We start from the raw sequence: 13,775 nt of genomic DNA on the forward strand, positions 1-13,775 counted from the left end.
GCGCTTCACCCCACCCTGCTGGACCTGGGCGAGGGCCCGCTGGCCACGTTCCTGTACCAGCTGTTCGCCGTGATCATGCTGCTGCCGCTGATCCTGTGGATCGCTCGCGCGATGATGTACGCGGATCTGCGCGCCCAGTCCGTCCGCATGAGCCCCACGCAGTTCCCGGAGGGGTACCGGATGGTGGCCGAGGCCGCCGCTCGTCAGGGCCTGCGCCGCGTGCCCGACGCCTACGTCGTCTCCGGTGGAGGCACGATCAATGCCTTCGCCTCCGGGCACGGCTTCCGACGCTTCGTCACCGTGTACTCGGACCTGTTCGAGGTGGGCGGCGCGGTGCGCGACCCGGAGGCGCTGCGCTTCGTGATCGGCCACGAGGTGGGTCACATCGCTGCCGGTCACACCTCCTACTTCCGGCTGCTGTTCACGAACCTGATGATGCAGGTGCCGGTGCTGGGACCGGCGTACTCCCGCGCCCAGGAGTACACCGCCGACAACTTCGGCTACGCCCTCACGCCCGACGGGGCCGCCGGCGCGATGGCCGTGCTGGGGGCTGGCAAGTACCTCAATGCCCACGTCAACGTGCACGAGTTCGCGGATCGGGCCGCCACCGAGAAGGGCCTGTGGCTGCACATCGTCAACTGGCGGGCCAGCCATCCGGTGCTGACCTGGCGCACCCATGCGCTGCGCGACCGCAACCGCCCCGGCCACCTGTGGCTGCGGCCCGGCCTGCTGGGCTCCCCCGGTGCCACCTACTCGTCCGCCCTGCCCGCGGGCAGCTCCTTCTCCGGCCCGTACCCCACGCCCGTGGAGGCCCTGGACCTGCTCGCTCGGGCCGATGCCAGCCGGCCCGCGGGGGCCACGAACCAGTTCGGTCGCTTCCCGGGCGTGGACTACAGCGGACAGCCCAGCACGCGGCAGCTGCAGACGGCGCCGCCGGTGCTGTAGTGGCGGGGGCGGAAGGTCAGCTGTCGCGGGCGTGCAGGGCGCGCCGCTTCTCCTGCACCTCGCTGAGCCGCCGCAGGATCTCCTGGTAGCGCTCGGCATCGGAAGGATCGGTGCGCTGCAGGCGTTGCTTGAGCACCGAGTACTCCCGGGTGATGGACAGTTCGCTGAGCCGGTCCAGCAGGGAACGGGCCAGGCGCCCCAGGGACTCCTCGTCCCGGGCGGGCAGCTGCAGGTTGGCGATCTCGACGATGAGGGGTCGCACCGTCTCCCCGGCGATCTCCAGCACCTGATCGAGGTAGCGAGCTGGGGTCAGGGTGCCGTCCACCGCCTCCAGCAGGGTGCCGGCCGCGAGCATCACGTCCCACACGCCCTGCAGAGCCGGGACGTGGAAGGCGTCATCGGGCAGCGCGCCGACCTGCTCCACCGAGAGCAGGCGCGGGGCCTGCAGCATGACAGCGAGGGACTGCACCTCGACCTGCCCCACGGGATCGCGGCGGCTGACCACGTCGGCCAGGCGCGCCACCGGCATCATCGGCTCGTCGGCATCGTGACCCTCGCCCGCAGCGGGCCGATCGCCCGGACGGGGGTCTCCATGGCCGTCGAGCCGGTGATCCGGGACGCTGCGGGGCTGGTACGGATCGTCGCCGCGTTGGGTGCCGCGATCGGCGTGCCCCTGGCTGCGAGCCGCGTCGTGCACGGCGCGCAGCACGGTGCGCTCGTCCATCCCCAGCCAGCCGGAGAGCCTGCGCGCGTACTCCGGGCGCATGGCCCGGTCGCGGATCTGGGCCACGACGGGAGCGGCCATGCGCAGCCCGCTGACCTGGCCCTCGACGGTGTCCAGGTCCACCTGGGCCAGCACCGAGCGGATGGCGAACTCGAACAGCGGGGTGCGGGACTCCACCAGGTCCACCACCGCGGCATCCCCCTGCGCCAGGCGCAGATCGCACGGATCCATGCCGGATCCCTCCACCGCCACGAAGGTCTGGGCGACGAAGCGCTGGTCCTCCTCGAAGGCGCGCAGGGCGGCCTTCTGCCCGGCCGCGTCGCCGTCGAAGGTGAAGATGACCTCCCCGCCCAGTCCCCGGCCCTCGGTGTTCAACCGCAGGCCGGCCGACGGGTTCGAGTCGCCCATCACACGGCGCACGATCTTCACATGCTCGGCACCGAAGGCGGTGCCGCAGGTGGCCACCGCGGTGCGCACCCCGGCCAGGTGGGCGGCCATCACGTCGGTGTAGCCCTCGACCACCACCACGCGGCGCTGGGAGGAGATCTCCTTGCGGGCCAGGTCCAGCCCGTACAGCACGTGGGACTTGCGGTAGATGGCGGTCTCGGGGGTGTTGAGGTACTTGGGGCCCTTGTCGGTCTCCAGCAGGCGCCGGGCACCGAAGCCGATAGTGCTGCCGGTGATGTCGCGGATGGGCCACATGAGCCGGCCCCGGAACCGGTCGTACACCCCGCGCTGGCCCTCGGAGACCAGACCGCTGGCCTTCAGCTCCGCCTCGGTGAAGCCGCGCCGGCGCAGCTCGGAGCTGATCGCGTCCCAGCCCTCCGGGGCGAAGCCCACCCCGAACTGCTCGGCGGCGGCGCGGTCGAATCCGCGCTCGGCAAGGAAGCGGCGCCCCACCTCGGAGGCGGGAGCGGAGAGCTGCTCGCGGTAGAACTCCTCGGCGATCGCGTGGGCGTCCAGAAGGCGGCGCCGGGTGCCGAAGTCGGGCCGGTCCCCGTCCCCGCCGCGGCCGGACTCCTCGTAGTGCAGCTGGACGCCGTAGCGCCCGGCGAGCATCTCGACGGCCTCGACGAAGCTGAGGTGGTTGATCTTCTGCACGAAGGAGATGACGTCGCCCCCCTCGCCGCAGCCGAAGCAGTGCCAGTGGCCCAGTTGGGGCCGGATGTGGAAGGAGGGGGTCTTCTCGTCGTGGAAGGGGCACAGGCCCTTCATCGATCCCACGCCCGCGGTGCGCAGCATGACGTGCTCGCCGACCACTTCGTCCAACCGTGCGCGCTCGCGCACCAGGTCCACGTCGGCGCGACGGATCAGTCCCTGGGCCATGCGCTCACAGCTCCGATCCGAGCCCGGGCAGCGGGGTGTCCGCGGCGGTGAGATGGGTGGCGGTGCGCTCGAACAGGCTGGCGTGCAGGTGGCGGGCTGCCACATCGGTGAAGGAGGCGATCTGGTCTACCACCACGCGGCGCCGGGCATCGTCGTCGCTCGCCTGCTCCCACAGCTCGGTGAACAGGGGTGAGAGGTGCGCGGTGCCGGTGTGCCACAGCTGGGAGTACAGGTCGCGGATGATCTGCTCCTGCTCCTCGTAGACGGGCTGCTGGCTGGCCGAGCTCATCACGTAGGCGGCGGCCAGGCCCTTGAGCACCGCGATCTCCAGCAGGGTGGTCTCCGGCACGATCGCGTCCCCGTCGAACCGGGAGATGGGGCCGGGCCCGTGGGCCTCCCGGGTGGCCGACACCACCGAGCGGGTGAAGCGACCGATCAGCTGGCTGGTGAGATCCTTCAGGGCGGCGGCGGAGCGCATGTCACCGCTGAAGTCCCGCACCCAGTACGGCTCGCCCTCCAGACGGGCCAGGGCCTCGTCGAGCGCGTCCACGGGCACATCGGGGGTGTACCAGTCCTGGACCACGAACAGGGCCGCGGCCCGCTCCATCGGATCGCTGAGCCGTCCCAGGTCCAGGGTGCCACCGGTGACGGCGTCCTCGACGTCGTGGACGGAGTAGGCGATGTCGTCGGCCAGGTCCATCACCTGGGCCTCGAAGCACTTGCGGCGCTCGGGGGCACCCTGCCGGGCCCAGGCGAACACGTCGAGGTCATCGGCGTAGGCCCCGAACTTGGAGGAGGACGGGTCCGGCCCCTGGCCCCGGGCCCACGGATACTTGATGGCGGCATCCACGCAGGCCCGCGTGAGGTTGAGCCCGTAGGGGCGATCGGGGCCGACGAGCTTGGGCTCCAAGCGCGTCAGCAGGCGCAGGGTCTGGGCGTTGCCCTCGAAGCCGCCGAAGTCCGCAGCGATGTCGTCCAGGACCTTCTCCCCGTTGTGGCCGAAGGGCGGGTGACCGAGGTCGTGGGAGAGGCAGGCGGCGTCCACCACGTCCGGATCGCAGCCCAGTTCCGCACCGATGTCGCGCCCCACCTGTGCGACTTCCAGGGAGTGGGTCAGGCGCGTGCGCACGAAGTCGTCGGAACCGGCGCCGAGGACCTGGGTCTTGGCACCCAGGCGGCGCAGGGCCGAGGAGTGCAGGACCCGGGCGCGATCGCGCTGGAAGGGGGTGCGGGACTGGGACTTGGGCGCTTCGGGGGCCCAGCGCTCGAGATCGGCGGGCTCGTAGCCGGCGGGCACGACGGGACGGTTCACCAGTCAGCCCCCTGAGGTGTCCAGCTCGGCCTCGTGGAGGCGGCCGGCGTGATCGGCGGTGAGGTCACGGGAGTCCATCCAGCCCTCCGGGACCACGGCTCGCTTGGGCGACCCGGCCCGGCCGCGGGGGCCCTCCACCGCCGCGCCAGGGTAGGGGGAGTCCAGGTCCAGCTCACCCAGCTTGCGGTCCAGATCCTCCAGGGACTCCATGGTGGCCAGGCGGTGGCGCATCTCCCCGCCCACCGGGTAGCCCTTGAAGTACCAGGCCACGTGCTTGCGCAGGTCCCGGATGCCGCGCCCCTCGTCGCCGTAGAACTCCACCAGCAGCTCGGCGTGCCGGCGCAGGGTCGCCGCGACCTCGCCCAAGGTGGGGCGGATCCGGTCGGGGCGGCCCGCGAAGGCGGCCGCGAGGTCGGCGAACAGCCACGGCCGTCCCTGGCAGCCGCGGCCCACCACGACGCCGTCGCACCCCGTCTCGTCCATCATCCGCACGGCGTCCTCGGCGGACCAGATGTCCCCGTTGCCCAGCACGGGGATCTCGGTGACCAGTTCCTTGAGGTCGCTGATCGCCTCCCAGCGGGCATCGCCGGAGTAGTGCTGGACCACGGTGCGGCCGTGCAGCGCGATCGCGGCGGCCCCGACCTCCTGGGCGATCAGGCCGGCGTCGCGGTAGGTGACATGGTCGTCGTCGATCCCGATGCGGGTCTTCACCGTGACCGGGACGCCCTGGGCGGCCTCGACGGCGCCGCGAACGATTCGGGTGAACAGCTCCGTCTTCCATGGCAGCACTCCCCCGCCGCCACGGCGGGTGACCTTGGGGACAGGGCAACCGAAGTTCAGGTCGATGTGGTCGGCCTTGTCGCGCTCCAGCAGCATCTCCACGCTGCGACGCACGGTGACCGGGTCCACCCCGTACAGCTGCACGGAGCGCGGCTTCTCCCTCTCCCCCATGGTGACCAGCCGCCAGGACTCGCGGTGGTCCTCCACCAGGGCGCGCGTGGTGACCATCTCGGAGACGTACAGGCCGCCGTCGTCCTGGCTGTGGAGCGCACCGAACTCACGGCACAGCAGGCGGAAGGCCATGTTGGTGATGCCCGCCATCGGTGCCAGCACCACGGGGGTGTCCACCGTGTGTGGACCGATGGTCAGGGTGCGGCGCGGGGCCCGGTCAGCTGCGCGCCCGGGAACGCCACGACGCCCCGGGGCGGTGGCGTCCGGGGGCGTCGTGGGGTCCTCGAGCATCGTCATGATGCTCCGATTGTCCCACCGATGCGGGCGGCCCGGGCTCCTTGGCACGGTGATGTGCACCGTGGTCCCTCCCCAGCGTGATCCCGGCGACATGCTCACCTCGTTCGGGCCGGTCATCCCGGGCGTTCGCATCGCGTCCGGACGACCGGCCCGCAAGGAGCGGGGCCACGCCTGGCACACTGGTGGGAGCAGTCAGAGCGTCCCGACGCCCAGGAGCATCCAGGAGGAGACCATGTCCGCGACCCGCAGAGCAGCACCGCGCATCGGCTTCCTCGCCCAGGTGGATCATTCCGCGCTCACGGAGGGCATCCAGCTGTTCGTCACCGCCGACGAGCTCGGGTACGACGTGGGCTACGTCCGCACCCGCCACCTGCAGGACGCCCTGTCCTCGCCGCTGCAGTTCCTGGCCGTCGCCGGGCAGTACGCCCGACGGATACAGCTGGGCACCGCCGTGATCCCGCTGCGGTTCGAGAACGCGGGACGACTGGCCGAGGACCTCGCCACGGCCGACCTGCTGCTGGGCGGGCGGCTGCGGCCGGGGCTCGGCTCCGGCTACTCCGCCCACGATGCGATGTACATGCGTGCCTTCGGGGCCCTGGCCGACGACCGCGCCGATCACGTGGACCGGGTCCTGGCCGACATGCTGTCCTTCCTCGAGGGCGAGATCGTCTCCAGTGCCGACGCGCACATCGAGGGCGTGGAGCAGGGCACCTCCCTGCAGGTGCAGCCGCAGTCCGAGGGGCTGCGCTCACGGATCGCCTACGGCGCGGCGGGTCCAGAGCGTGCCGCCAAGGCCGGCCGGGACGGCCTGGGTCTGCAACTGGCCACCATGGTCCCCGACGACGGCTCGGGACGCTCCTTCGAGACCCTGCAGCTGGAGGTGCTCGAGGCCTACCGCGAGGCGAGCCGGGAGGAGGGTCACGGGGAGGGACACGTGATGGTCTCCCGCCAGATGATCCCGGTGGCGCAGGAGTCGGATCTGGAGCGCTACGTCTCGCTGATCCCCCGTGAGCGGGCGGCGGCACCCGCGGTCTTGGCCGAGCACAAGGGCGAGGAGATCGGCGGGCACCGGGCGGTGTTCAGCGAGGTCGTGATCGACACCCCGGGTGTGGTGGCGCAGGCGCTGGTGGCCGATGCCGTCGTGCAGCAGGCCGATGAGATCTGCCTGACCTTGCCCTTCGGTGCCTCCCCGGCCGAGCAGCGCACCGTGCTGGAGACCTTCGGTCAGCAGGTCCTGCCGCACCTGGTCACCGCGATCATCTGACGCACGAGGACCGTGCACCGGGCACAATCGACAGGTGACCAATCTCGTCAGCCACGCCGTCGACGACGACCTGCCGGCGCTCGCACCGATCGAGGACGCCGAGGATCGCCTGTTCGTGGACGCATACGTCCCTGAGGCCGAGAGGCCCGACTGGTACGGAGCACCCAGCGGCCACCAGCGGGCCTCCGCCCCCGGGTTCATGCTGGTGGCCCGTGAATCGGCCGACGGCCCCGTGGTGGGCTTCGTGCATGTGCTGGAGCCCGCCGGGCGCGCGCACCTCGAGCAGCTGTCGGTGCTGCCGGAGCATGGACGGCGCGGCCACGGACGAGCGCTGGTCGAGGCTGCCCTGTCCGAGGCAGCGGCGCGCGGTCACCGGGCGATCACCCTGCGCACCTACGCCGAGATCCCCTTCAACGCCCCCTTCTACCGGTCCTGCGGCTTCGAGGTGTCCCAGCCGGGATCGCCGTTCCTGCGGCGTCTGGTGGAGGCGGAGCGGGAGCAGGGGCTCATGCGGTACGGAACCAGGGTGCAGATGACCGCGCACCTCCCCTCTCCTGACGCAGGCTCACCTGCCGACCAGTGGGTGGCGTGAGGGCTGATCCACCAGCTCCGCCACGTGTGGCTGATCTGCTCTGCGGTGCCGGTTCGGTCATCGTGGGCCCGGCTCCGGCAGGTCCGCGAGGGCGGGCCTGCGGGCCGATCAGGCGCCGCGAAGGCGCTCGGCCAGGTAGCCCTCGACCTGGTCCAGGGCCACGCGCTCCTGGGCCATGGTGTCGCGCTCGCGCACGGTGACGGCCTGGTCCTCGGCGGTCTCGAAGTCCACGGTGATGCAGAACGGGGTGCCGATCTCGTCCTGGCGGCGGTAGCGACGACCGATCGCCTGGGACACGTCCATGTCCACGTTCCAGCGGCCGCGCAGCTGCGCCGCGAGCTGCTCGGCGCGAGGCACCAGGTCCTCGCTCTTGGACAGGGGCAGCACCGCGGCCTTGACCGGGGCCAGGCGCGGATCGAGCTTCAGCACGGTGCGCTTGTCCACCCCGCCCTTGGCGTTGGGGGCCTCGTCCTCTGCGTAGGCGTCCACCAGGAACGCCATCATGGAACGGGTCAGGCCGAACGACGGCTCGATCACGTAGGGGGTGTAGCGCTCGTTGCTGGCCTGGTCGAAGTACTGCATCTTGGTGCCGGAGGCCTCGGTGTGGCTGCCCAGGTCGAAGTCGGTGCGGTTGGCGATGCCCATCAGCTCGCCCCACTCGCTGCCCTGGAAGCCGAAGCGGTACTCGATGTCGATGGTGGCGTCGGAGTAATGGGCACGCTCGCCGTCGGGCACGTCGAAGCGGCGCATGTTGTCCGGGTCCACCCCGAGGTCCACGAACCAGTTCCAGCATGCCTCCACCCATTCGTCGAAGTGGGCGCCCGCCTCGGAGGGGTGGGTGAAGTACTCGATCTCCATCTGCTCGAACTCGCGGGTGCGGAAGATGAAGTTGCCGGGGGTGATCTCGTTGCGGAAGGCCTTGCCGATCTGGCCGATGCCGAACGGGGGCTTCATGCGGGAGGCCGTGACCACGTTGAGGAAGTTCACGAAGATGCCCTGGGCGGTCTCCGGGCGCAGGAAGTGCAGACCGGCCTCGCTGTCCACCGGGCCCAGGAAGGTCTTGACCAGGCCGGAGAACTGCTGGGGGTCGGTGTACTCGCCGCGGGTGCCGCAGTTGGGGCAGGGGACCTCGGCCAGCCCGCCCTCGGGGGCGCGGCCCTTCTTCTCCTCGAAAGCCTCGATCAGGTGGTCCTCGCGGAAGCGGTTGTGGCACTGCTTGCATTCCACCAGCGGGTCGGTGAAGGTCGCGACGTGCCCGGACGCCTCCCACACGCGCTTGGGGAGGATGATCGAGGAGTCCAGGCCCACCATGTCCGCGCGGGAGCGCACGAAGGTGCGCCACCACTGCTGCTTGATGTTCTCCTTCAGCTCCACGCCCAGGGGCCCGTAGTCCCAGGCCGAGCGCGTACCGCCGTAGATCTCACCCGCCGGGAACACGAAGCCGCGCTTCTTCGCGAGAGCGATGACGTTGTCCAGCGTGCTGGCAGGGGCCTTGGCCACGGGGGATCTCCTGGTGGGCGGGGGATGACGGACCTGACCAGCATAGCCACGCCCGCCCTGTGATCGTGCGCACGAAGAGCGTGATCAGGGCGGCATCGGCTTGCGAACCACGACCACCCGCGGTGAGAATGATTTTCATGTCTACCCCTCGTGCGTCCCTCCCTCTCCGTCCCAGCCGTCGTGGTGTGCTGTCCCTGCTCGGGCTGGGGGCGGGCGCCGCGACCCTCGCCGCGTGCGGGGCGGGCGACGGGGAGGGCGGCTCCGGGGCACCGACCGTGATCGCCTCCTGCTACCCCACCGCCTTCCTGGCAGAGCGCGTGGGGGGCGAGCACCTGAGCGTGGTCAACCTGGCCACCCCCGGGGCAGACGCCCACGGGCTGGAGCTGTCCGTGCGACAGGTCGCGCAGCTGCGGAAAGCGGCCCTGGTGGTGCAGATCCCCGGTTACCAAGCCGCGATCGACGACGCCATCGCCTCGCACGGCGACGAGAACGTGCTCGATGTCTCCCAGGCGATCGAGCTGCTCTCCAGAAGCCAGGAGCAGGAGGAGCACGATCACGGCGAGCAGGAGCCCGAGGTGTCCGACGCCGGCGGAGACCACGAGGGCCACGACCTCGACCAGGACGATCACGACGGGCACGATCACGGCCCCACCGACCCCCACTTCTGGCACGACCCGGTGCGGATGGCGGATCTGGGCGATGCGCTCGCCGAGCGCCTGGGCGAGCTGATCCCCGAGCAGGCTGAGGCCTTCACTGCCAATGCCGCGACCCTGCGCGGTGAGCTCGAGGAGCTCGACCAGGAGCTCACGGATGCCTACGGGGCCGTGGGGGGCGAGCGGCCGTTCGTGACCAGCCACGCCGCCTACGCGTACCTGGCCGATCGCTACGACCTGCACCAGATCGGCATCTCGGGAGTGGATCCTGAGGTCGAGCCCTCCCCGCAGCGGCTGCTCGAGCTCGAGCGCGTGATCCAGGACGAGGGCGTGACCACCATCTTCTTCGAGACCACCGCCTCGCCCAAGGTCGCTCAGACCCTCGCCGACAACGTCGGAGTGGACAGTGAGGAGCTGGACAACCTGGAGACACAGCTCTCCGAGGATGCCCACTATCCTCGCGTCATGCGAGAGAACGCCGACAAGCTCATCGCGAGCTGGACGTGACCGGGGCCGGCGCACCCGTCGTCGAGGTCGCGCAGGCCCGTGTCTCCCTGGGCGGCACCGAGGTGCTGCACGGCATCGATCTGCGCATCGACCCCGGGGAGATGGTGGCCCTGCTGGGCGCCAACGGCTCCGGCAAGTCCACGCTGCTGCGCACCATCGTCGGCGTGTTCCCCCTCGACAGCGGCCATGCACGACTGTTCGGCAGCCCCGTGGCGCGCTCGCGCTCCCACGACCGGCTGGGCTACGTCCCGCAGGATGCCACCGACGGCGGCTCCATCCCGGCCACCGCACGGGAGACCGTCGCCACCGGTCTGCTCGGCGCCCGCACGTGGCGCCCCCGCCTGCGGGACCCGCGCGTGATGCGGGCGCTGGAGTCGGTGGGCATGGCAGCGCTGGCCGATCGCCCGATCACCCGGATGTCCGGAGGGCAGCGACGGCGCGTGATGATCGCGCGCGCCCTGGTCCGCGAACCCCGCTTCCTGGTGCTGGACGAGCCGTTCTCCGGGGTGGACCTGCCCACCCAGGAGATGATCGCCCGACTGTTCCGGGAGCTCTCCACCCAGGGCACCACCATCCTCGTGGTGCTACACGAGATCGGCCCGTTGAGCGAGGACATCGACCGCGCCGTGGTGCTGGACCACGGCGAGGTCGTGCACGACGGCGCGGTCGAGGATCGGCCCCTGCTGGATCCGGGCCACGACCACACCCACCACGCCACCCCGATCGACGAATGCCTCGGACAGGAACTCGACCACGCATGATCTCAGCCTTCGACCTGCTCACCTCCGACGTGATCCGGTACCCCCTGATCATCGCGGTGCTGATCGGCCTGACCGCGCCCGTCGTGGGAACCTTCCTGGTGCAGAAGCGCCTGTCGCTGCTGGGCGACGGCCTGGGGCACGTGGCGCTCACCGGTGTGGCCGCGGGGTGGCTGGTGGGTGCCTGGATCTCCGTGAGCCCGCACGACCTGCTGGCGATCCCCGGGGCGCTGATCGCCTCCGTGCTCGGGGCGCTGGCCATCGAGTACGTGCGCGAGATCGGCCACACCAGCCGTGACGTGGCCCTGGCGATCCTGTTCTACGGCGGCATCGCCGGTGGCGTGGTGATCATCCAGCTGGCCGGCGGCACCTCCCAGAACCTGATGGGCTACCTGTTCGGCTCGCTGTCCACCGTGACCGCCACGGACCTCACGATCGCCCTGGTGCTCGCCGTGGTGGTGCTGGCGGTGGGCCTGGGGCTCAGCGGACTGCTGGCCGCGGTCACCACCGACGAGGAGTTCGCCCGTGCCTCCGGGCTGCCGGTGCGCCTGGTCAACGTGCTGATCGCGGTGATGGCCGCCCTCACCGTCACCCTCTCGATGCGGATCGTGGGGGCCCTGATGGTCTCGGCGCTCATGATCGTCCCCGTGGCAGCGGCGCAGACGATGGTGGTGGGCTTCGGGCGCACCATGCGCACCGCCATGGCGATCGCCGTGCTCGCCGCACTGGGCGGCCTGCTCATCACCGTGTACGTCGACCTGCCCCCGGGCGGCGTGATCGTGCTGCTGAGCATCGGCGTGTACGCGCTGGGCCTGATCTCCCGCGCCGTGCTGGGCTCCCCGCGCAGGCGGGAACGCCCTGCGAGCGGTCACAGCGGGGAGCCCGCTGCGGAGCAGCCCGGCCCGTCGACCCCGGGGCAGCGCGAGACGCAGGCAGCGCAGCGAGGGGTGAGCAGCACCGCGCGTACCCCACATCACCCCGCCTAGAGTTTTTCAGCCACGATGGGCGACAATCGTCAGATGCAACGCAATACACGGCAGCGCGCCGCCATCCTCGAGGCGCTCGGGCGGCAGGACGAGTTCCGCAGCGCCCAGCAGATCCACGAGCAGATGCGCAGCGACGGCGAGACCGTGGGCCTGGCGACCGTGTACCGGAACCTGCAGGCGCTCTCCGCCGCAGGTCGGCTCGACGTGCTGGTCAGCGCCGAAGGTGAGTCGCTGTACCGCCAGTGCGAGGCCGAGGGCCACCACCATCACCTGGTGTGCCGCACCTGCGGCCGCACGGTCGAGTTCCTGGCGCCCAAGCTGGAGAGCGCGATGACCGCGATCGCCGAGGAGCACGGCTTCACCGACCTTGACCACACCCTCGAGGTGTTCGGCCTGTGCGATGAGCACGGCCGGACGAGCGGTGCGGACCTCGACGATCCGAACGGGTCCGACGCACGATGATGGACTGGGTGCAGTCGCTCCCGATCGTCCCGGCGGTGGCGTTCCTGTACGTCGTGGTGCTGTGCCGGGCGGGGGCCACGTACGCCCTGGGCCGCGGTGCCCGCAAGGCCGCCAATCGCGGCAAGGTGGCCGGCTGGCTGGTCTCCCCCCGTGTGGAGCGCGCCACCCGGATCGTCAACAAGTGGGGGGCGCCCGTGGTCGCCTTCAGCTTCCTCACCATCGGCTTCCAGACCGCCTGCAACGCTGCGGCCGGCCTCACCGGGATGCCGCTGAAGCGGTACCTGCCGGCGCTCGCCGCGGGCGGATTCGCCTGGGCGATCATCTACGCCACGGTGGGCCTGGCTGCGATCGGGCTGTGGCTGCAGCTGTTCTTCCGCTCCCCGTGGGCGGCGGTGGTGGCCCTGGCCCTGGTGGTCGCGCTGGTGATCCAGCTGGTGCGGCACAAGCGCCGCAGCGGTGGCCTGGCGCCCACCGGCACCGGGGACGAGGTCGATGCCCCGGTCCGGGCCGAGGCCGACGGGCCGGTCCAGGCCGAGGCCGACGGGCCGGCTCAGCCGCGGGCCGAGTCGGCGGTGGAATCCACCCCGGCGTCGGCGCCGACTGCCTCCAGCGGCTCCTGATCCGCAGCTCCCCCACGGCCCGCTGCGGCGGCGCCGTGCGGTGCCGTCACGGGCGCATCCACTGCGCCGCCGTACCGTCGGTCCCGTCGGGCGTACTCGGTGATGGCCCGCCACAGCACCACGCGGTCCACATCGGGCCACAACTCCGGGACGAACACCAGCTCCGCGTAGGCGGACTGCCACAGCAGGAAGTTCGAGGTGCGCTGCTCGCCGCTGGTGCGGATGAACAGGTCCACCTCAGGCATGTCGGGGTCGATCAGGTGCCGCGCGAAGCTCGCCTCGGTGATGCCGCGCCCGCTGATCCTGCCGGCGCGGGCCTGTTCCGCGATGTCGCGGACCGCATCGATGATCTCGGCTCGGCCGCCGTAGTTCACGCACATGTACAGGGTCATCCGGGTGTTCCCGGCGGTCAGCTGCTCCGCCTCCTGCAGCTCCTTGATGACGCTCCCCCACAGTCGCTGAGGCCTGCCGATCCACACGATGCGCACCCCCCAGGAGTGGAGGGTGTCCCGCTGTCGACGCAGCACGGTGCGGGAGAATCCCATCAGGAATCGCACCTCCTCCGGGGAGCGCTTCCAGTTCTCCGTGGAGAACGCGTAGGCGGAGAGGTGGGTGACGCCTATCTGGAGGGCACCCGCGACCACGTCCAGCAGGGCGGCCTCCCCGGCCTCGTGCCCGGCGGTGCGCGGCAGCCCGCGCTGGTTCGCCCAACGGCCGTTGCCGTCCATCACCACGGCCACGTGCGCGGGGACCACCTGGCGCGGGAGCCTCGGGGGCTGTGCGCCGCTGGGGTGCTCGAACGGCTCCTCGTGGGGGCGGGGGTCACGGGCCATCAGCGGGATCTCCTGTCGGGGCGGGGTGTCGCAATGGGACGCCGG

General features: G+C 71.2%; 13 protein-coding genes. 8 read left to right on the top strand and 5 right to left on the bottom strand.

All coding sequences use genetic code 11. The features are described from left to right. Positions 1-945 (top strand): M48 family metallopeptidase (locus tag M4D54_RS05160; protein ID WP_311199679.1); only part of this gene is annotated, 945 nt, incomplete at its 5' end. Between the two features lie 16 nt (positions 946-961). Here M4D54_RS05160 and dnaG read toward each other — a convergent pair. From dnaG to dusB, 3 genes are read right to left on the bottom strand one after another with little or no spacing between them, the layout of a single operon-like run. Then, positions 962-2,995: a DNA primase gene (gene dnaG, locus M4D54_RS05165; RefSeq protein WP_259890606.1), complete on the bottom strand. Its 2,034-nt coding sequence runs from the start codon at positions 2,993-2,995 to the stop codon at positions 962-964. Between the two features lie 4 nt (positions 2,996-2,999). Continuing rightward, the gene (locus M4D54_RS05170; RefSeq protein ID WP_259890608.1) at positions 3,000-4,307 is read right to left on the bottom strand and encodes a deoxyguanosinetriphosphate triphosphohydrolase; all 1,308 of its coding nucleotides are present in this window, start codon (positions 4,305-4,307) and stop codon (positions 3,000-3,002) included. 3 nt (positions 4,308-4,310) lie between these two features. After that, positions 4,311-5,555, bottom strand: coding sequence for a tRNA dihydrouridine synthase DusB (dusB, locus tag M4D54_RS05175; RefSeq protein WP_259890610.1), 1,245 nt, complete (start codon positions 5,553-5,555; stop codon positions 4,311-4,313). Between the two features lie 232 nt (positions 5,556-5,787). On the opposite strand from dusB, the gene M4D54_RS05180 reads away from it, so the two are divergent. Together M4D54_RS05180 and M4D54_RS05185 are read left to right on the top strand one after the other, a co-directional pair. Further along, complete coding sequence (locus M4D54_RS05180) at positions 5,788-6,819, top strand: LLM class flavin-dependent oxidoreductase (protein ID WP_193865906.1); 1,032 nt, start codon at positions 5,788-5,790, stop codon at positions 6,817-6,819. 34 nt (positions 6,820-6,853) lie between these two features. After that, on the top strand, positions 6,854-7,411 hold the full coding sequence (locus M4D54_RS05185; RefSeq protein ID WP_193865907.1) for a GNAT family N-acetyltransferase: 558 nt from the start codon (positions 6,854-6,856) through the stop codon (positions 7,409-7,411). A 108-nt stretch (positions 7,412-7,519) separates the two neighbouring features. Here M4D54_RS05185 and M4D54_RS05190 read toward each other — a convergent pair whose 3' ends face one another. After that, positions 7,520-8,911, bottom strand: coding sequence for a glycine--tRNA ligase (locus tag M4D54_RS05190; protein WP_193865908.1), 1,392 nt, complete (start codon positions 8,909-8,911; stop codon positions 7,520-7,522). Between the two features lie 137 nt (positions 8,912-9,048). Between M4D54_RS05190 and M4D54_RS05195 the strand changes: the two genes are divergently transcribed. The 5 genes from M4D54_RS05195 to M4D54_RS05215 are packed head-to-tail and all read left to right on the top strand — an operon-like array spanning position 9,049 to position 12,897. Further along, complete coding sequence (locus M4D54_RS05195) at positions 9,049-10,071, top strand: metal ABC transporter substrate-binding protein (protein ID WP_193865909.1); 1,023 nt, start codon at positions 9,049-9,051, stop codon at positions 10,069-10,071. Next, a complete protein-coding gene (locus M4D54_RS05200; RefSeq protein WP_259890614.1) occupies positions 10,068-10,832 on the top strand; it encodes a metal ABC transporter ATP-binding protein in 765 nt (254 codons plus the stop codon). Before M4D54_RS05195 ends, M4D54_RS05200 begins: the two co-directional genes overlap by 4 nt. Continuing rightward, positions 10,829-11,815, top strand: coding sequence for a metal ABC transporter permease (locus tag M4D54_RS05205; protein ID WP_228019342.1), 987 nt, complete (start codon positions 10,829-10,831; stop codon positions 11,813-11,815). The genes M4D54_RS05200 and M4D54_RS05205 overlap by 4 nt, the downstream gene beginning before the upstream one ends. A gap of 33 nt (positions 11,816-11,848) precedes the next feature. After that, complete coding sequence (locus tag M4D54_RS05210; RefSeq protein ID WP_193865911.1) at positions 11,849-12,277, top strand: Fur family transcriptional regulator; 429 nt, start codon at positions 11,849-11,851, stop codon at positions 12,275-12,277. Further along, positions 12,277-12,897 carry a DedA family protein gene (locus M4D54_RS05215; protein WP_259890616.1) on the top strand — a complete coding sequence of 207 codons (621 nt, stop codon included), beginning with the start codon at positions 12,277-12,279 and terminating at the stop codon, positions 12,895-12,897. Before M4D54_RS05210 ends, M4D54_RS05215 begins: the two co-directional genes overlap by 1 nt. On the opposite strand, the gene M4D54_RS05220 is transcribed toward M4D54_RS05215, so the two are convergent. After that, positions 12,828-13,730, bottom strand: coding sequence for an isoprenyl transferase (locus M4D54_RS05220; protein WP_228019344.1), 903 nt, complete (start codon positions 13,728-13,730; stop codon positions 12,828-12,830). The two genes, M4D54_RS05215 and M4D54_RS05220, sit on opposite strands and share 70 nt — an antisense overlap. Between the last annotated feature and the right edge of the window lie 45 nt (positions 13,731-13,775).

Source organism: Brachybacterium sp. p3-SID1565 (assembly GCF_025143785.1).
Taxonomy (GTDB): Bacteria; Actinomycetota; Actinomycetes; order Actinomycetales; family Dermabacteraceae; genus Brachybacterium; species Brachybacterium epidermidis.